The sequence below is a fragment of the Pseudomaricurvus sp. ABR4_320 genome, assembly GCF_056159445.1.
The window spans coordinates 427,306-445,063 of the sequence record NZ_JBSWVF010000003.1 but is presented as its reverse complement, the minus strand read 5'-3'; the positions used below and the strand labels follow the sequence as shown (position 1 = coordinate 445,063).

Genomic DNA, 17,758 nt, shown 5'->3' with positions numbered 1-17,758 from the left:
GTAGGGGCGATGAAATGTGGAGTAAAACGCGCATGTGCGGATGGGAAGGACCTCCCGCCAAATGGCAGGAGGTTAGAGCCAGAGTTATTCGATTTCTGACAGTAAGGCAGGATTGGTGACCAGGTTGCGAACACCGTGAGCATGATCTTCTTCAAACTCGTTGCCTTCGCACCACTTGCCAACCGTTTTAATGTTGACCTTTTTAACTTTCGGGCGAACTCCCCAGGTGACCTGGAAAGGTGATCCGGTCTCGTTGTAGCCAGGACCGGTTGTGGAGCCGTTGTATTCCACAACTTTACCCATGTGCTTTGGAATATTGAGCGCTTGGAAAAAACCATCCACTTGGCCGACGGCAGTAAGCTCTTGAAAATCGAGCGCTGAATCGTCGTTTACGAGGGTAAATACCGCCGCTTCTACCCGCAGTTGTGGGTTTTGAATGGAGTCGCCAAGGCAGGCATTTAAGGTTTTGCCTGGCTTGACGTGTTCGGTCGAATAGACGTAGTGCAGCTCTATGGTGTCTCCGGGTTTCAGGCTGCCGTGTTCGCTCGGGCAGACTTCTTTTTTGATTCCCGTGAGCTCGGCTTTGCTGAGCTTGCCTGAGTATTTGTAGCCACTCATATTTCCTAGGCCGTCGCCGTTGCCGGCATAGGTGCTAAATTCACCTCCCGCGTGCTCTGCGTTTTTGTGGAAGTGGATGTTACACAGGTTCATGTGTTCGAATTTCGGCGCTGCGCCAAAATAGATCCGATTGTCCCCGTCTTTCTTATCGATGTTTCTAGGCGATTGGGGACCAAAGCCCTTTCCATCCGTATTTTTAGCAAGATTTAGGCGCTGTTGGGCAAGCGCTTCATTGCTAATACTGGTTCCGTGATCTTGGTCCGCTGACGTACTTTTTGCTGAATCCGCCATGGAGAGTGGCGCGATAGAAGCTAAAAGTACCGCACATAAATACCTCATATGTGTACTCCGTACTACGCTGCAATAAAATAGATTTTGCTTGGGCCAGAAGCTCAAAAAGCGTTCTTTGGACAAAATAATTCGAAAATTTATCGTAAATATACGTTAAGTCAGCAAAAGGATGGTTTGGATTCAGGAAGAATTAATAATTGGCGGAACTGATAGGGCAGGTCGTCTAGGCTTTTCGCGGGTACGCGTGGTGTGTGCTTATTTCGTTATTTTGAAAAAACAAACTCTGGTTTTTGCAAAACAATCAGCAGCCAAAGATACCCAAGAGCAGGAAGGTGGAATCAATGCTGGCAAACAGGCCGGGCTCATTTCGTCGGATTTTAAAATTAAGGAGCGTCTCCCGCGCTGGGCGGGAGACGCCAATTTATTTAGTCAATTTCTGATAGCAGTGCAGGGTTGGTGATCAGATTGCGAACGCCGTGAGCGTGATCTTCTTCAAACTCGTTGCCTTCACACCATTTGCCCACGGTAGAGATGTTAACCTTGGCAACTTTCGGGCGTACTGACCAGGTGACCTGGAAGGGTGAACCCGATTCGTTATAGCCCGGACCAGTGGTTGAGCCGCTGTACTGAACAGGGCGCCCCATACGCTTAGGTATGTTGACCGCCTGGAAATAGCCTTTAACCTGACCCACTTTCGTCAAATCCTGAAAATCCAGTGCTTTCTCGTCGTTGACCAAAGCAAATACGGCGGCTTCTACGCGCAGCTGTGGGTTCTGAATGGAATCGCCAAGGCAGGCATTCAGTGTTGAACCGGGTTCCACTTTCTCTGTTGAATACACGTAGTGGACTTCGATGGTGTCTCCGGGTTGCAGACTACCATGATCGCTCGGGCAGATTTCTTTGTTAACGCGGGTCAATTCATTCTTTTTGAATTTACCTGAGTACTTGTATCCACTCATATAGCCATGGCCATCGCCATTGCCGGCGTACTTGGTGAATTGACCTCCAGCGTGCTCTGCATTTTTATGGAAATGAATGTTGCAGAGGTTCATGTATTTTGACTTTGGTGCATGTCCAAAATAAATCCGATTGTCGCCAGATTTTTCGTCGATGTTACGAGGTGACTGTGGGCCGAACCCTTTGCCCTCAGTGTTTTTCGCCAAATTATAGCGTTGTTGAGCAAGTTTCTCGTTGCTTACACTGGTTCCATGGTCATGATCTGACGCCGTGCTGTTGGCTGACTCTGCCACCGCAAGTGGTGTTATCGAAGCTAAAAGCAACGCACATAGAAGTTTCATCGATTGTCTCCGCAAAAAAAATCTAGTAAATCAGTTATTTTGGAACTAAGTGCATAGGGCCAATAAGAATGGGATGCGCTTAGAGCTGTGAATTTTAGATCAATTTGTTTTTATTTTTAAAGTTTTGAAAAGTGATTTTGTGATTCAGTTACAAATAATTAAAAAGTAGTGGAAGGAGGGGGGAGGTCAAGGTTTCCCGAAATATTGTGCGGTTTTGGCGGGCGATTGATTAAAAATATGCCGTTAATGGCAATTCTTCCAGTTTTAACGGCAAAAATTTATGAGAAAGTTTGTTGACTAAACACCAGTTTCTCGTGAACACCCATTTTTGCAGCATTCGGTAATGCTTCGACAGCGCGTAAGCGCGGTAGCAGACCACAATTGTTGGCTGTTTGAATGCTAAGTCCTGGGCGGGCATTCAGTTCCAGTAGCATTGGTCCAAGGGTGCGATCGAGTACGATATCGACACCCAAGTAGCCGAGACCCGACATCGGGTGACAGCTCGCCGCCAATTTAAGCAAGGTGTTCCAATCGGGAACGTGGATGTCACTCAATGCAAAACCGGTGTCTGGGTGATGGCTGATACTCTGATCAAATTGCACGGCGCCACTGGCTTTACCCGTAGCGATATTGATACCGACGCCGAGGGCGCCTTGATGCAAATTCGCTTTACCGTTTGATTCCGAGGTCGGAAGGCGAATCATAGCCATGACGGTAAATCCCTGGAACACAACAACACGAATGTCCGGGACGCCTTGGTAAGAAAAGTTAGCGAAAATTGGGTCTGGCTCGATGAGTGTTTCAATAAAAGCGACGTCTGGTTTGCCGCCAAGACTGTAGAGGCCACTCAGAATATTGGACGCGTGGGTCTCTACCAGGTTTTCTGCTACTGGAGTGCCGTTGAGCTTCTCAAACTTGCCATCCTCACCCAAGCGGAGCAGCAGGATACCTTTGCCGCCGCTACCTTTCGACGGTTTGACGGCGAAGCCAGGTAAGCCCTGAACCATTTTGCGCAGGCTTTGAATATCGTGCTGAGTTTCAATAACGCCAATCAGCTTTGGCGTCGTGACCTTGTGGGCAGCGGCCAGTCGCTTGGTCTTTAACTTGTCATCCACGTTGGGAAAGAGTTGGCGACGATTGTAGCGGCCGATGTAGTGGATGTTGCGGCGGTTAATGCCCAGCAATCCGAGGCGCGCGATTTCACGATAACGTGTGATCGGGTTGAACAGCATTCACGATTTCCCTAAAAACGGTGAAAACCGGCGCAATTCGAACAGGCGATAACCTGTGTAGTTCCCCATCAGTAAAACCAGCGCCATGATGATGAACTGCAAGCCGAGGAAGTTGAATGCCCAGTGGCGCACCAATTCATTCGACATCAGCAGATAGGCAAGAACCGCAACGGCGAGGCTGCCCCCACCTTGCACGAAAACATCTTTCGGGCCTTCTTCTTCCCACAGAATCGACATGCGTTCGATCGTCCAGGCGAGAATAATCATTGGGAAGAAGGTCACTTTCAAGCCTTCTGTCAGTCCTAGTTGATAGGCCAGTATGCTAAACAATGCGATGATCGCGATCACCGTGATAATGACCGCTGAAATCCTCGCAACCAACAACAGATTCAAATGGGTTAGGTAGGATCTCAACCACAGGCCGACCCCGACGATCAGGATAAAGCCGACCAATCCGGTGACCAGCGTCGTTTCCATAAAAGCCAGAGCGATCAACACCGGCATAAACGTTCCCGATGTTTTCACCCCAACCAATACTCGCAGAAAAACCACGACCAGGGCGCCGATTGGAATCAGCAGAATCGTTTTAAAGAGTGCTTGCTCTGCCAGAGGCAAAGCGCCGATCGAGAAGTTCAAGACATTGGCATCGCGATACTGATTAACCAACGAGGCCGATTCAACTCGCCGTATGATAGAGAAATCCACCGACGAATTACTGCCGCCATCAACTTGCAGAATTGGGCGGCCGCGGCTCTCCCATAGAAGGTTGTCTTCCGGCAGGCCTCTCTCTCCTGTTTGTGGATTAAACAGCTCGGATTCTTCGCCATCCCATACACGAATCAGAGGGCGCAAGGATTGGCGGCGACGGCCGTCTTCGAGATGCAGTGCTGACACCAATCGCGCGGGCACCTTGGCATGATTTAACAGCTGCACGGCAAGTTCGCCAGAGCCGATACCGGAATTCAGCAGCAGGCGCACATTCTGATCGGCGTCGGAGGCGTTAATCAACTTCAGGAGTTCATCGGTAAAGCTATAGTTGTCCGCCGAAAGGTCCCAGGCTTTGGAAATCACCTGGCGTGCAGCGGTCAGATTGGGTTCGCTCCAGATGCGCCCGGCCTGAGCGTCGGGAATGGGGGCTGGTTCTGGACTGACATGGTGTTTTTTTCGCACCAAAATTCGATAGTAGAGCCGCTGGTCTCCCGAAGCCTGGCGCTTGGTCCACTGGGCACGTGGCCAGCCGCTATCATCGGTGAGATTGAGGCCATATCCCGGCGAGGCAGCAATTTCGTCAATGACTTCAAATTCAGTTTGATTCAATGGGCGGCTGAGGGTGACCTGTATCGGTTCATCGCCGTTGGCCGTAAAACTGGTCGTCGCTTCAACATCCCAAAACACATCGGTTGCACCTGGCAGCAGGGGAATATTGTCCTGAGTGGTGCGGTAGGCGATGAGTAAAATACCTACCACAAACAGAGTTGTAATAATCAGGTAGAACGGCAGGCGCGATGTCATAGATCAATGGTTCCTGGAGCTGCATGGGGCGTAGCATCGTTAGCGGGTTGCAGCGCAGCTGGCGCTTCCGAGTAGGGAGGCGTTGAGGGTAACGGTTTGGGCGGATTGGCCTGTGTCTGTTTGGCTACTTGGGTTGCTGGCCGGCTCAACGGTTGATGATTCTGGCCGGGCAAGATAAAGCTCTGTTCTTTGCTGGGATCAAATTTGGGTTGCAGGAATTCTGCGCTGACATCAACAACGACAAGATCTTTCAAAAAATCTCTGCCGAGCAAAACCGGGTATCCCAGGTTGATTCCATTGGCCAGGGCGAACTCAGCCACTTGTTTCATGTCTCCCAGCTGCACGGGTAGCTTCACAATCGCCATTCGCTTGGGCTCATCAGACCCCAGGTAATTGACTTTGGCAAAGCGCTCGATCGGAACGTCGACGGTAAACCGCTCGGCAACCGCATCGTCGCTACCAGCGTCTTCACGGGCGGCTTTGGCCGTGGCTTCGGTCGGCAGAATTCTAAACCTTACCCAGCGCTTGCCATCTTTTTCGTAGACTTTCTGGTCGCTGGTCTGTAGAGCGGAAATTTCCAGACCGGTGTCGACGCGCGCCGTCAGGTTGTCCGTGAGGTTTTGCAGCCAGATCCACTCTAGTTGCCCGACTACCAGTTTATCCAGCAATTTTGCCGATGGGGCCGCCACAATTTTAGGCGCCGCTTCTGAGGCTTTAGGTGGATGCGCGATCGTGGCCAGATTGGCCGAACGTTCGTTCAGGGCTTGGACAGACATTTGTAAGCTGGCCAGTTGTTCCGTAATGGTAGCCAGCTGTTGAGACTGGTCCTCAAGTGTCACCGATGATGACGGAGTTTCAGTGGCTATTGCCGCCGTCGGTGTTTCGGTGTCCGGGGACCGCTGCAATTGCGAGCAGCCCAGCATGCCAAGAGTCGGCGCGAGAACACAGATGAATTTGAGGCTGGAAAAACGTTTTTTCGAGGTCTTCAGGCACATAGATTTCATAATTTTGTTGTGTTCCAGCAGCGACATCCAGGTCGCACTGGTGCTCTGCACTGAAGCGGTGAAGATCCATTGATCCATCCGCCGCTCGCAGGAGCGAGGATCGCCATGTTACACCAATCAATCGACAATTTCGTGTCGGTAATCGGTGGGAGCTGGGCCGAAAAGTGCGGTTGCGGATTATATCGAACCTGATTAGAAAAAGTTACTGGACAGCCGAATCCAGAAGTTGTGGTGGTCACTTTTCTGACGAGGTTCGTATCCTCGAAAGTTCGTCCAAGTCCGCAGAAGATAGATCGAGGTTATATGAATAAGTTTCTTGTCATTGGTGCCAACGGCAAAATCGGGCGCCAGCTGGTGGCTCTGAGTCATCGCCAAGGTTTGCCCGTTCGGGCGATGGTCAGGTCTGAATCGCAGGCCGAAGACCTGCAGCGGCGAGGTATTGATGCTGTTGTCGCCGATTTGGAGGGTGATTTCAGCTCGGCGGTAAGGGGCTGTGATCAGGTGATCTTTACAGCTGGATCGGGTGCGGCGACAGGGCCTGACAAGACCTTGCTGATCGATCTTTATGGTGCCATGAGAGCTGTAGATGTCGCACGGGAGCAGGGTGTGAGGCGATTTATTATGGTCAGTGCATTGCGTGCCGACGATCCTGAGCGAGCACCGGCGGCTCTGCGACCCTACCTCGCTGCCAAGATCGCTGCGGATCACTATCTTCGTACGTCGAGTTTGCCCTATCTAATTCTCCGACCGGGGTTGTTGACCGATGAGGAGCCCTCAGGGCGGATTTCTCTCGCCTACAGCAATCCCGATGAGGCGGTTACCGCTCGGGCGCACTGTGCGGAGATGTTGCTGAAGTTGGTGACTGAACCCGACATCGTGAATTTGGATATCTCTCTGATCGATGGCGACGAAACGTTTGAATCTGCTCTGATGGATCTTCGGCGCAAAATCTGAAGAGCGCGTTTCCCCGCCATTTTTTTCTGAATCGTTGGTGTGGACGACAAAAAGCGTTGTTTCGCCATACGGGTGTGTGAAAATAGGCTTCCGCCGTAAAGATTGGGCGCCGATGCAAATTCGAGCGCGATGTCCAAGCCTACGCTGCCCCGACTGGGCAACTCGACTGGATGCTGGCGTCATGTAGAATAGCGCCCCGATTTTTTTGATCCCGCAATTCACCAGTGATGTGACAATCATGATTTTCAAAGCCAACATCTTCGCGCAAAGCCCCTTCGTTATTGATCTCCTGCACTTGATTCTCTTGGTGCTGTTGATCGGGGTTACGGTACTTTGGTTGCAGGCTCGTAAGTCTGCGACAACCGATACCCGTTCGACCCAGCCTGCGCCTCCTGTGGAGGAGCCGGCACCTGCGGTTGCCACTCCCGTCGAGCCCGTCGTCGAGGAGCCACCGCAAGCGCCTGATACCTCCGCTCTCCAGCTGTTGACGCTACTGCAGCAAGACGCGCGATTTGTCGATTTTATTAACGAAGATCTCGCCGGTTTTGGTGATGCTGATATCGGAGCGGTAGCTCGCACCGTTCACGCTGGCAGTCGCAAGACGTTGCAGACCTACTTTGCCATGCAGCCCCTGCGCAGCGAATCTGAGGAGTCGCGGGTAACCGTTGAAGAAGGCTTTGATGCTGCGCGGGTTCGCCTGACGGGCAACTTGGTCGGACAGGCGCCGTTTTCTGGCACCTTGGTTCATCGCGGTTGGGAAGTCACGGAAGTGCGCCTGCCGAAGGTGACTGAGGGCCATGACAGTCATGTGATTGCCCCCGCAGAGGTGGAGCTGTAATGAACGATGACGTGAATTCAGAGCAAGGCGGGCGCTTTGCCGTTGGTATCGATTTGGGGACCACCAATTCCGTATTGTCCTACATCGATTTGGTCGCCAGCGAAGAAATTCCCGGAACACAGCCAGATATCAACGTTTTGCCGATTCCCCAGCTGACAGCGCCGGGCAGTCTGGAGAGCTTAAATCAGTTGCCGTCATTTATTTATATGGCGCACGAACAAGAGTTGAATCCAGATGAAATAACCTTGCCCTGGAGCTCTGAACCGCGCGCACTCGTCGGGGCGATTGCGCGTCAACTCGGCCAGAAAACACCATTGAGATTGGTGGCCAGTGCCAAGAGCTGGTTGTGCCACAGTGGCGTCGACCGGCAGCAGGCGTTTTTGCCGGTTGGCAGTCCAGAAGAGGTTGCCAAGACCAGTCCCTTCCAAGCTACCTGTGAATACCTCTGTCATTTGCGAGATACCTGGAATCACGCCTTTCCCGAGGATCCACTCGATCGCCAAACGGTCACCGTCACTATCCCTGCATCATTTGACCCTGTCGCAAGGGAATTGACTGCGGCAGCGGCTCGCGAAGCAGGGATTGCCAATCTGACATTACTTGAAGAGCCAATGTCAGCCGTTTACAGCTGGGTGCAGGCCAGTGGCGAAGACTGGCGCAAGCAAGTTAGCGTTGGCGATATGCTGCTGGTGGTGGACATTGGCGGTGGTACAACGGATTTGTCTCTGGTGAGCGTCGGAGAAGACGACGGCAGTTTGTCATTGGAGCGCGTGGCCGTAGGTGAGCATATTCTGCTCGGCGGTGACAATATGGATCTGGCCCTGGCGTATCGGATCAAAGCCAAGTTGGCTCAAGAAGGCAAGGAGCTTGCTGGTTGGCAGATTCAGGCGATCACGCAGGCGTGTCGCGATGCCAAAGAGGCGTTGCTGGCGGATACCGATGTCGATTCGGTTCCGATTGTAGTTCCCGGACGAGGTTCGTCGCTGCTCGGTGGCACCTTGCGCTCTGAATTGACCCGTGACGAAGTTGGCCAAACTTTGATCGAGGGCTTTTTTCCTGCGGTTGGTATCGATGCTTTGCCGCAGCAGTCCCGGCGCAGTGCCTTGACTCAGCGAGGGCTGCCCTACGCCCAGGATGCTGGCGTTACCCGACATCTCGCGGCGTTTTTAACCAGCCAGCAGTCCATTCAATCCGGCGGGGATTCCGTCGATGATGATCCCTTCGGTGGCGACCCCTTGGGAGGAATGTCAGAAGACGCCCCTCGTTTTATCCAGCCCACCGCCATTCTTCTCAACGGGGGTGTATTAAAAGCCCCGCACATTGCCGGACGTCTGGTTGAGGTTATCAATCAGTGGTTGACGACGTCCGGAGCACCCGAGGCGCGACAGCTTGCGGGTGCTGATCTCGATCTGGCCGTTGCCCGCGGCGCCAGTTATCTCAGCTGGGCAAAGCGAGGTCGTGGTGTGAGAATTCGCGGCGGTTTGGGGCACACCTATTATGTCGGTATAGAAAGCAGCATGCCGGCCGTGCCTGGTATGGCTCCGCCTCTGGAAGCCCTTTGTATCGCACCCTTCGGAATGGAAGAGGGGACGTCTGCGGAACAGGAGCGTGGCGAATTTGGGCTGCTGGTTGGCGAGCCAGCACACTTTCGTTTTTTCCGGTCCAGCACCCGCCATGATGATGCCGTTGGCAGTCGACTGGAGCAATGGCAGCCAGAAGAGCTGACCGAGCTACCGGAAATACAAGTGAATCTGCAAGCGGAAGGCTATAACCCTGGCGATCAAGTCATGGTGAGGCTGGCATCAAGAGTGACCGAAGTTGGCACCTTGGAGCTAGAGGCTGTGGATGTCAAAAACCTCGAGCGTCGCTGGCAAGTTGAGCTTAATGTGCGAGAGGCAGAGTAGCGGATTCGTTTATGCCTCAACACGCTGCTCGCCGATATCTGGTCGGCATTGACTTGGGCACCACACACACTGTGGTTGCCTACGCGGACACTCAGGCCGATGATCCAGGGGCTGCCATTGCGATATTCGACATTGAGCAATTGGTGGCCGCTGGTGAGGTGGCACGCCTACCGCTTTTACCCTCGTTTCGTTATCACCCCGCACCAGAAGAGTTGGCGACAGTAGACTGCCGACTTCCCTGGAGTGAGAGTGGCGCCTCTTTGGAAGGCGATCACGAACGTCTGATTGTTGGGGATTGGGCGCGAACTCTTGGCGCGAAATCTGAGGGGCGGCTCGTGGCTAGTGCAAAGAGCTGGTTGTCTCATGGTCAGGTGGATCGACGTGCAGGAATATTGCCGTGGGGCGCAGGAGAAGAGGTATCCAAGGTTTCTCCCTTGAATGCTAGTGCCAGCTACCTTGCTCATGTTCGTGCAGCCTGGAATCGCGAATTCCCTGATGACCTGCTGGAACGGCAGCAAATTGTCATTACGGTACCTGCGTCTTTCAATGAAGATGCCCGCGCACTGACTCTGGCGGCAGCTAAGCTTGCTGGGCTGCCTGATGTCCGTTTGCTGGAAGAGCCGCAAGCGGTGTGCTACGACTGGTATGCGCGCCAGGGCGATCAGGTTTCCGAAACCTTGGCTCAGACGCAATTACTGATGGTCTGTGATGTGGGGGGCGGTACCACAGATCTGAGTTTGATTCGTATTGATCGCGATGCCGCGGGGGCTCTGCAATTGAGTCGCATCGGTGTGGGCGATCATCTGATGCTCGGCGGAGATAATATCGATCTCGCTCTGGCGCGATTGGCAGAGCAGCGCTTGAATTTGGGGCAACCTCTCAAGAATGCTCAACTGTCTCAGCTGGTTCAGCAAGCCCGCCAGGCCAAAGAGCGTCTGCTGGCCGATGATGCCCCTGATTCCGCAACCGTAACCTTGGTGGGGGGGGGCAGTCGTCTGATTGGCGGCGCAAAACGCTGCGAATTACGGCAAGCAGATATCGATGAATTGGTTCTTGAGGGGTTTTTGCCCATAACGGATTTGTCGGCGATGCCACAAAAACGCCGGAGCGCTGTGGTTGATTTTGGATTGCCCTATGCCAGTGATGCGGCCATCAGTCGCCACTTGGCGGCTTTTCTGCAAGCTCATCAACCTGGGGCACGGGAAGCCCTGGGGACAGAAGGCGTCGCTCTACCCGATGCATTGTTACTCAACGGCGGTGTCTTTCGCAGTCCACGTTTATCGCAGCGGGTCACACAATTGCTGGGTAATTGGCGCGGCGATGATGCTTTGCAGTTGCTGGATAATCCCCATCCAGATCTCGCCGTGGCTCGTGGGGCTGTGGCGTATGGCGTGGCTCGCAGTGGTGGCCAGCCTCGTATTGGTGGTGGCTCCGCGCGAACCTACTTTCTCGCGATTGATGGTGAAGACGACAGTAAACAGGCGGTCTGCCTGTTGCCGCGAGGAACGGAAGAAGGCGTCGAGGTGGAACTGGCAGACAGGGAATTCCAGTTGATGCTGGATCAGCCAGTCCAGTTTTCGTTGTATACCAGCACTCAGGATCAACATTGGGAAGCGGGGGCGTTGGTTGCCGTCGACGACCAGTTCACGCTCTTACCTCCTCTGATCGCCGCCTTGCCGCCGGGAACACAGATTAGCTCGTCGGATAAACGGGTCAAGGTGGGGCTCGTCACCCAATTGACTGAAGTGGGAACCTTACAGTTGGATTGCCTAAGCCGACAGTCTGAGCTGGCAGGTCAGCGCTGGCAGGTAGAATTTGAGTTGCGGCGCAATCCACAACAGAATCTGACTTCTCACGTGGCTTTACCTCCAAAATGGGAGCAGGCAAAAGCTGAGGTCGAGTTGATCTTCGGTAGCAGTAAACAGAAGGTTGATCCCAAGCGAGTCAAAAGTCTGCGCAATGTTTTGGAAAAATTGTTGGGCAAACGTGCAGATTGGGATATCTCTCTGTTGCGGGCTCTGGCGGATGTTTTGCTTGAAGGCCGTGAGCGCCGTCACCGCAGCCAAGCACACGAGCGCGTCTGGTTGAATCTCGCGGGTTTTTGTTTGCGGCCTGGGTTTGGGGATCCTGCCGACGATTGGCGTATCGAGCAGGTCTGGCCCCTGTTCAATGCAGGCTTACACTATGATCGCGAAGTTCAGAGCTGGATAGATTGGTGGACGTTCTGGCGCCGCCTGTCCGGCGGTCTCACCGGTGATCGCCAGCAGCAGATCTATGCAGCCATTGCCGCTTATATCGATCCGGCCAATCTGCGCAGTCGCAAACTGCAAGCGGAAGTGAAAGTGCGATCTTACGAAGACATCGTTCGATTGGCCGGCACGCTTGAGCGTCTACCGGCCGAGGACAAAAAATCTCTCGGCGGCCATTTGCTAACACGCTTGGAAAAATCGTCGGAAACCCTGACCAGCTGGTGGGCCTTGGGGCGTATCGGTTCAAGGGTGCCGTTTTACGGAAGCGGTCACGCCATTGTCGATGCAGACACAGCCGCAAACTGGCTGCAGACGTTGATGCGCCGGAATTGGTCGAATTCGCGAGAGGTGGCATTTGCCGCAGTGATGATCGCCCGTTTGAGCAGTGATCGCAGCAGTAATATCGGCGATGCATTGCGTTCTGACATCTGCGAACGGTTACAGGTCATCAAAGCACCAGAAGGTTGGCTAACAATGTTACAGGATGTGCAGGCGCTTGATGAGCAATCCACCCGCCAGATATTCGGTGAGGCGTTGCCACAGGGTTTGCAGTTATTACAGTAATACGGATGCGTCGAGCGCGTTAGCGGGCGACGCATCTTTTGTTGCCTGCTGCCTGTATTGGCCTTGGGGCAGGTCATGCCTCTCGTCGACGCCTTATCGAATAGCGCCCTTTCCCGGAGCGCGCTCTTATCGACATTCTTCCCGCCGCCTTGAAAAATTGCTAAGCCCATAGTGAGGTCCGTATCATGCGATGCTGAATGAGGACGCTGTTAAGAACTGACCGAGACACATGGGAGATGCCGTTGCCTACCACTGACATTTCTGGAATTCCAGCTTTGGACGCGCTGGTTCGCGATATCGCAGAATCTATCGCTGCATTACCCGCCAATTTCAGTGTTCCGCCGAGAGTGCTGCTCGTAGGCGGGGCGGTAAGAGATCGTCTTTTGGGGTACAGCAGTAAGGACATCGATATCGAAGTTCACGGTGTTACCGAAGCTCAGTTACATCATCATCTTGAATTTCGTTATCCGGGCCAAGTGGTTGCCTGTGGCCGCAGTTTCCCCGTCTTTAAATTGGTTGGCGCAGAAGGTGCGGCGGCTGAAATTGATCTCTCACTTCCAAGAATTGAAGTCAGTACTGGGCCCGGGCATACAGATTTCGAAACCCGCGTCGTGCCAGATCTGGGCGTGATTGAGGCGGCCCGGCGACGCGACTTTACGGTGAATGCCATTATGCAGGACCCCCTCACTGGAGAGTTGGTGGATCCATTTTGCGGTTCTGCAGATCTGCAAAAAAAACTTTTGCGTGTCACTGACGAGCAACGCTTTCCTGAAGACCCGTTACGGGTATTGCGTGCTTGTCAATTTGCCGCCCGTTTTGAGCTCAGTTTAGAGTCTGAAAGTTCTGAATTGATGGCTCGGATGGTGGCTGCCGGAGACCTATCCAATCTGTCGCGGGAACGAATCACCGTCGAGTTAAACAAGTTGCTACTGTTGGCGCCGCAGCCGTCCGTCGGTCTGGTGCTGCTGCATGATTTGGGGATTGATGCCAGTCTGCTCCCAGAGCTGGAAGTGCTTGCTGCCTCAGACACCGGTGGTGACGCGCCCGGCTGGCAGTGGATGTCTTCTGCCGTGGATCGAGCAGCCAGTATCCTGCGCCAGCGATTCTTGCAGGCCGATTTAAATCGTCAGCAAATTTTGATGCTCAGTGCATTGTGTTACGGATGGGTTGTTCAGTCAGAGAATGACTGGCAGCAGCCTGTCCTCCGTTTTTTTAATCGGCTCTCTTTTGCTCAAGAGGTTCAGGCTGCCGTCGTAAAATTACTTTCGCGGCGATTAGTTTTGCTTGGTGATATTGATGCTGAAAATCAATCAGAACCCAGTGATGCTGTGTGTCTCAGGTTATTGCGGCGCGAGGCTCGGGCACTTCAACCTCTGCCCCTCAGCTACATGTTGAGTCATCTGGAAGCCTGCCCTGTTGTTACACAGGATGGACGGCATTCTGCAGATCTTGTTTCAAGACTCGAAAGCCTGCTGGCAGATAATCCCATAACTACAATGGATATAGAGCCCCTGTTAAGCGGGAAAGATCTCATTGCCTCTGGGGTCAAGCCTGGTCCTCAAATGGGGCGGTATCTAAAAGCTGTTGCCCAAATGCGTGATGAAGGAAAATTGGAAAACCGTCACGACGCAATTGAGTGGCTTCAGCGAGCAATACTTGAAACAAAATAGACATTATTGATGTTTATTGTTGCGCCAGAATCTTTGCGTTTTCTCGATTGCGCGACATTCATTTTTCACGCAGAGGCTAGGGCTATAAAAAGTCAGCTATGATTGTGATCATTTACAGTGCAGAAAGTTGTTTGCTTTGTAGACGATCTGCGTGAAATTGCTGGGGTTTAGTGCACGCAACATACAGTAAATGTAAATCTGGCGCTTCTTTCTTTACTTCCGTTCCTGTAAATTTTACCTTGCAGTATCCTGTCATTCGGTGAACAAGAATAATGGCCATGGAAACTAACACTTCCCGCTATTAGGACGTCTACCTCGAACGCTGCGTGCGGATGGCACCTGCATGCGGCGTTTATGAGTCGTCTGCTGTTTTCGTGATCTCTGCGGTAAAGCGATGGTATCCCATGTTGGCACTTGAACATTACATGGATGAGGTTCGACGACGCAGGCGCGAAGATCTGTCAGGACATACCGTAATTTTAAACTGGGGTTTGGCACTGCCGCTAAGCGGATGGAACATCTGATCATTGTTGGCGATGGTATCGCTGATCAAGACTCAGACGTTTTGAAAGTAATATCGCACAATCAAAGCGGTGCCCGTAAAAAAGATGGTGGGAGGGACACGTGAGTAGCAAGAAGGAAGAATTGGCTGACAACAGGAATCTGAAATTGGCGGCAGTGGACGGTGAGGTAAGTCGTGATAGCCTCGAAACCGTACGCGATATTCTATTTGGCTCGCAAATGCGAGAGTCGAATCGACGCGCCGATGACATGGAGAAAACCTTTCGTTCGGCGCTTGAGCAGTCACGAAAGGAGTTTACCCGCCAGCTAAGCCAGCTGGAATCAACCGTACAGTCTTTGGAAGCACGTTTGACTGAGTCGGCATCTGCGGAATCATCCCGCATCGACAGCCGGCTGCAAGCGGTCGACGAATCTATTGCTGCCATGGGGGCCAGTGAGAAACAGGCAAGAGACGACCTGTTCGACCTGATGACCAACGAAAAAGAAGCGTTGGAAGCCAGCGTGCGGCAATGGAACGAAGATCTTGCCAAGCAGCTTGACACCATTAACTATCAGCTGCAAAACAGTAAAACAGATCGCGTACAACTCGCCAGTTTGCTGGAACAAATGGCGGATTCGTTAAAAACTGCGCCTTCTCCTGAAAAAAATCTACAATAACAGCGAGATTGTCAGAAGTTTGCGTAGTAATCAGTTGCGAAAATGGTCAGTCCGGGCTGCCAGTGCCCGGCATTTGAAAAGTTGCCTTGATCCCTCAGGTTCGGGTATTAATGATGCTTCGAAAAGTGCAGAGTCAGTTTCCTGTCTCTGCTGCCGCTATTGGCCTGTCTGCTGCGTAAGCCCCCACCGCTGGGAGCTAAGGTATGGATAAGGATCTGGAAAATTTACGTCGCATCTTGTTAGGGGATGAATACGAAGAGTTGCTCAAGTTTCGTATTCGATTAAATGATGATGAGCTTTTTGCTCAACATGTCGCCCGAATTATTTCTGAGGCTCTGCAAAGCCGGGCAGAGAGTGACGATAGCCTGGCGATAGCACTCGCGCCCACAATTGACCAGGCGATTGCCGGCTCTATTGAAAGGGACCCGCATCGTCTGGCTCATGCGCTTTATCCCATTATGGGGCCTGCCATTCGAAAATCGATTGCGCAGACTCTGCAGCAAATGCTGGAGGGGTTTAATCGCGCACTGGAAAGCACGCTGTCGATACAGGCACTGCGTTGGCGCTATCAGGCCTGGCGAACGGGTAAGAGCTACAGCGAAGTCGTGCTTCTCAATACTCTGGATTTTCGCGTTGAGCAGGTTTTCCTGATCCACAGCGAAACCGGTCTACTGTTGCGACATCGAACGGCATTAAACGCACCCAATCGAGACCCGGAAATTGTCTCGGGGATGTTTTCTGCGATTCGCGACTGGATTAAAGACAGTTTCCACGACACGGAAACGGGCGAACTGCATACATTGACCCTGGGCGATCTTCATGTGCTTGTGCAAAGTGGGCCTCAGGCGCTGGTAGCTGTTGTAATTCGGGGGCGTGTGGCCCACGAACTGCGGGCTGACATGGATCTTTTGTTGGAAAAAATTCATGGAGAGCACGGTGATACCATGCGGGAGTGGCGGGGAGAAACCGAACCTTTCGCGGTATACGACGACGATCTTGGAGATCTGTTGCAGGTGTCTTTCCAGGAGTTGCCGAAGGCTAAGTCCTCGGGCAAACCCTGGCCGGCCATAATCGCCGGTGCACTGGTTTTTGTGGTCTTGCTGAGCGTGATGACCACCAGCTATTTTTCCAATATGCGCCGCGATGCAGTATTGCAGGCGTTGCGTGATGAGCCAGGTATCGTGGTCCTGCCTGCGGGTGAGGGGATGGGATATGATCTCAATTTACTGGTGGATCCTCTGGCGAGACCCTTGAATGAAATCGTCGACATCGACAGTATGGATGAGTTCTTTCAGTATCGAACCTATTCCTTTATTTCCAGTGAAGACGCGATTGTTACCTTGCGAGCAAAAAATCTACTGGAGCCAGATAGCGAAGTGGATTTGCAGGTGAAGGATGGGATTTTGCACCTCGATGGCCATGCCACGGCGGAGTGGGTTGAGTCATTTCTCAGTAAATGGCCCTCAATCAACGGTATAACCGGGGTTGATTCATCCAATCTCCAGCTCTACAGCAGTCAAAAGGAGAAGGTGGATGCACTTAAGAGCGCGATTGAAAAAACAGTGTTTCGCTTTAACCAAGGGCAAGTCCGTATAAGTAACAATGCGCCGGGACTGGAGACGTTGGCATATCAGATTCTGCAGTTGAATCGTTTGTCTCATCGGCAGTTTCAGCGACCGGTCACTATTGATATTGTCGGTTATACGGATGAGTCCGGTAGTTCGAGAGTCAATGAGCGCGTCGGGCTTGAGCGGGCGGAGTCTTTGCGACAGCTGTTGCTGACGCGCGGTGTTGAAGACGCGGATCTGCGCACATTCAGTGGTCAAACCTACGGTGGTGGTCGCGTGAGAGAACGTAAAACCCAGTTGTTTGTACAGTATCAATGAGCGGATATGACGTGAGTAAACGGGCCAGCTTGCAGAAAAAAATCTGTCTCGTGGGCGCCTTTTCTGCGGGCAAATCGAGTTTGATTCGCCGTTTCTCTCACAGTCTGTTCGATGAGCGCTATCTCACTACTGTGGGAGTGAGAATCAGTAAAAAAATGGTTGCAACAGAGCAGGACTCTGTCACCTTAATGATTTGGGATATCGCAGGCGAAGACGACTACGACAGTTTTAATATCTCGTTTATGCGTGGTGCTTCTGGGTACATATTGGTTGTGGATCTGTCCCGGCCCCGCACTTTGGAAGTCGCACTCGCTTTAGAGGAGCGTCTGCGCTATCAGTATGGTTCATTGCCAATCGCCGTTGCCGTTAATAAAACGGACCTCTGCTCAGATGACTCCTTACCTGAGGAGGGACGTCGCGCCCTAGAACGTATTGGGCCGGTATTTTATACCAGCGCTAAAACTGGCCAGAATGTTGAGACCTTGTTTATGTCGCTCGCTGAGCGAATGTGTAGTCACTCGAATCAACCATAGTCGTTATTTTTAACCGCTGTACAGGG

The 17,758-nt window shown here is 52.6% G+C and carries 14 protein-coding genes; 9 read left to right on the top strand and 5 right to left on the bottom strand.

Features of this window, described 5'->3' with window-relative positions:
• Positions 1–84: 84 nt before the first annotated feature.
• Entirely contained in the window at positions 85–957 is an 873-nt protein-coding gene (locus ACXAFR_RS08120; protein WP_475175265.1) for a delta-class carbonic anhydrase, read from the bottom strand.
• Positions 958–1,078: 121 nt separating this feature from the next.
• Between ACXAFR_RS08120 and ACXAFR_RS08115 the strand changes: the two genes are divergently transcribed.
• Positions 1,079–1,369, top strand: coding sequence for a hypothetical protein (locus tag ACXAFR_RS08115; protein ID WP_475175262.1), 291 nt, complete (start codon positions 1,079–1,081; stop codon positions 1,367–1,369).
• Here the strand turns inward: ACXAFR_RS08115 and ACXAFR_RS08110 are convergent.
• The 4 genes from ACXAFR_RS08110 to ACXAFR_RS08095 all read right to left on the bottom strand — a co-directional run bounded on the left by ACXAFR_RS08110 (position 1,335) and on the right by ACXAFR_RS08095 (position 6,033).
• On the bottom strand, positions 1,335–2,207 hold the full coding sequence (locus tag ACXAFR_RS08110; RefSeq protein ID WP_475175260.1) for a delta-class carbonic anhydrase: 873 nt from the start codon (positions 2,205–2,207) through the stop codon (positions 1,335–1,337). The two genes, ACXAFR_RS08115 and ACXAFR_RS08110, sit on opposite strands and share 35 nt — an antisense overlap.
• A gap of 278 nt (positions 2,208–2,485) precedes the next feature.
• A complete protein-coding gene (locus tag ACXAFR_RS08105; protein ID WP_475175257.1) occupies positions 2,486–3,439 on the bottom strand; it encodes an alpha-L-glutamate ligase-like protein in 954 nt (317 codons plus the stop codon).
• Positions 3,440–4,951, bottom strand: a complete 1,512-nt coding sequence (locus tag ACXAFR_RS08100) for an inactive transglutaminase family protein (RefSeq protein WP_475175254.1) — start codon at positions 4,949–4,951, stop codon at positions 3,440–3,442. It abuts the gene before it with no gap.
• Entirely contained in the window at positions 4,948–6,033 is a 1,086-nt protein-coding gene (locus ACXAFR_RS08095) for an ATP-dependent zinc protease family protein (protein ID WP_475175249.1), read from the bottom strand. Before ACXAFR_RS08095 ends, ACXAFR_RS08100 begins: the two co-directional genes overlap by 4 nt.
• 225 nt (positions 6,034–6,258) lie before the next feature.
• On the opposite strand from ACXAFR_RS08095, the gene ACXAFR_RS08090 reads away from it, so the two are divergent.
• The 8 genes from ACXAFR_RS08090 (at position 6,259) to ACXAFR_RS08055 (ending at position 17,732) form a co-directional block, all read left to right on the top strand.
• The gene (locus ACXAFR_RS08090; protein ID WP_475175246.1) at positions 6,259–6,909 is read left to right on the top strand and encodes an SDR family oxidoreductase; all 651 of its coding nucleotides are present in this window, start codon (positions 6,259–6,261) and stop codon (positions 6,907–6,909) included.
• A 238-nt stretch (positions 6,910–7,147) separates the two neighbouring features.
• Positions 7,148–7,747, top strand: coding sequence for a DUF2760 domain-containing protein (locus tag ACXAFR_RS08085; RefSeq protein WP_475175243.1), 600 nt, complete (start codon positions 7,148–7,150; stop codon positions 7,745–7,747).
• Positions 7,747–9,651, top strand: a complete 1,905-nt coding sequence (locus ACXAFR_RS08080) for an Hsp70 family protein (RefSeq protein WP_475175237.1) — start codon at positions 7,747–7,749, stop codon at positions 9,649–9,651. The genes ACXAFR_RS08085 and ACXAFR_RS08080 overlap by 1 nt, the downstream gene beginning before the upstream one ends.
• 11 nt (positions 9,652–9,662) lie before the next feature.
• Positions 9,663–12,464 carry an Hsp70 family protein gene (locus tag ACXAFR_RS08075; RefSeq protein WP_475175232.1) on the top strand — a complete coding sequence of 934 codons (2,802 nt, stop codon included), beginning with the start codon at positions 9,663–9,665 and terminating at the stop codon, positions 12,462–12,464.
• A gap of 242 nt (positions 12,465–12,706) precedes the next feature.
• Positions 12,707–14,134, top strand: coding sequence for a tRNA nucleotidyltransferase/poly(A) polymerase-related protein (locus ACXAFR_RS08070; RefSeq protein ID WP_475175225.1), 1,428 nt, complete (start codon positions 12,707–12,709; stop codon positions 14,132–14,134).
• A 624-nt stretch (positions 14,135–14,758) separates the two neighbouring features.
• Positions 14,759–15,313 (top strand): hypothetical protein, encoded by a 555-nt coding sequence (locus ACXAFR_RS08065; RefSeq protein ID WP_475175220.1) that lies wholly within the window; start codon positions 14,759–14,761, stop codon positions 15,311–15,313.
• Positions 15,314–15,516: 203 nt separating this feature from the next.
• Entirely contained in the window at positions 15,517–17,199 is a 1,683-nt protein-coding gene (locus ACXAFR_RS08060; RefSeq protein ID WP_475175217.1) for a hypothetical protein, read from the top strand.
• A gap of 11 nt (positions 17,200–17,210) precedes the next feature.
• Positions 17,211–17,732 carry a Rab family GTPase gene (locus ACXAFR_RS08055; protein WP_475175213.1) on the top strand — a complete coding sequence of 174 codons (522 nt, stop codon included), beginning with the start codon at positions 17,211–17,213 and terminating at the stop codon, positions 17,730–17,732.
• Positions 17,733–17,758: the final 26 nt, after the last annotated feature.

What these genes read in the sequence shown, in the direction of transcription:
- ACXAFR_RS08080 (WP_475175237.1), top strand. Translation starts at nt 7,747, where the DNA reads ATGAACGATGACGTGAATTCAGAGCAAGGCGGGCGCTTTGCCGTTGGT.
- ACXAFR_RS08105 (WP_475175257.1), bottom strand. Translation starts at nt 3,439, where the DNA reads ATGCTGTTCAACCCGATCACACGTTATCGTGAAATCGCGCGCCTCGGA.
- ACXAFR_RS08075 (WP_475175232.1), top strand. Translation starts at nt 9,663, where the DNA reads ATGCCTCAACACGCTGCTCGCCGATATCTGGTCGGCATTGACTTGGGC.
- ACXAFR_RS08090 (WP_475175246.1), top strand. Translation starts at nt 6,259, where the DNA reads ATGAATAAGTTTCTTGTCATTGGTGCCAACGGCAAAATCGGGCGCCAG.
- ACXAFR_RS08115 (WP_475175262.1), top strand. Translation starts at nt 1,079, where the DNA reads ATGGTTTGGATTCAGGAAGAATTAATAATTGGCGGAACTGATAGGGCA.
- ACXAFR_RS08120 (WP_475175265.1), bottom strand. Translation starts at nt 957, where the DNA reads ATGAGGTATTTATGTGCGGTACTTTTAGCTTCTATCGCGCCACTCTCC.
- ACXAFR_RS08110 (WP_475175260.1), bottom strand. Translation starts at nt 2,207, where the DNA reads ATGAAACTTCTATGTGCGTTGCTTTTAGCTTCGATAACACCACTTGCG.
- ACXAFR_RS08060 (WP_475175217.1), top strand. Translation starts at nt 15,517, where the DNA reads ATGGATAAGGATCTGGAAAATTTACGTCGCATCTTGTTAGGGGATGAA.
- ACXAFR_RS08100 (WP_475175254.1), bottom strand. Translation starts at nt 4,951, where the DNA reads ATGACATCGCGCCTGCCGTTCTACCTGATTATTACAACTCTGTTTGTG.
- ACXAFR_RS08095 (WP_475175249.1), bottom strand. Translation starts at nt 6,033, where the DNA reads ATGGATCAATGGATCTTCACCGCTTCAGTGCAGAGCACCAGTGCGACC.
- ACXAFR_RS08085 (WP_475175243.1), top strand. Translation starts at nt 7,148, where the DNA reads ATGATTTTCAAAGCCAACATCTTCGCGCAAAGCCCCTTCGTTATTGAT.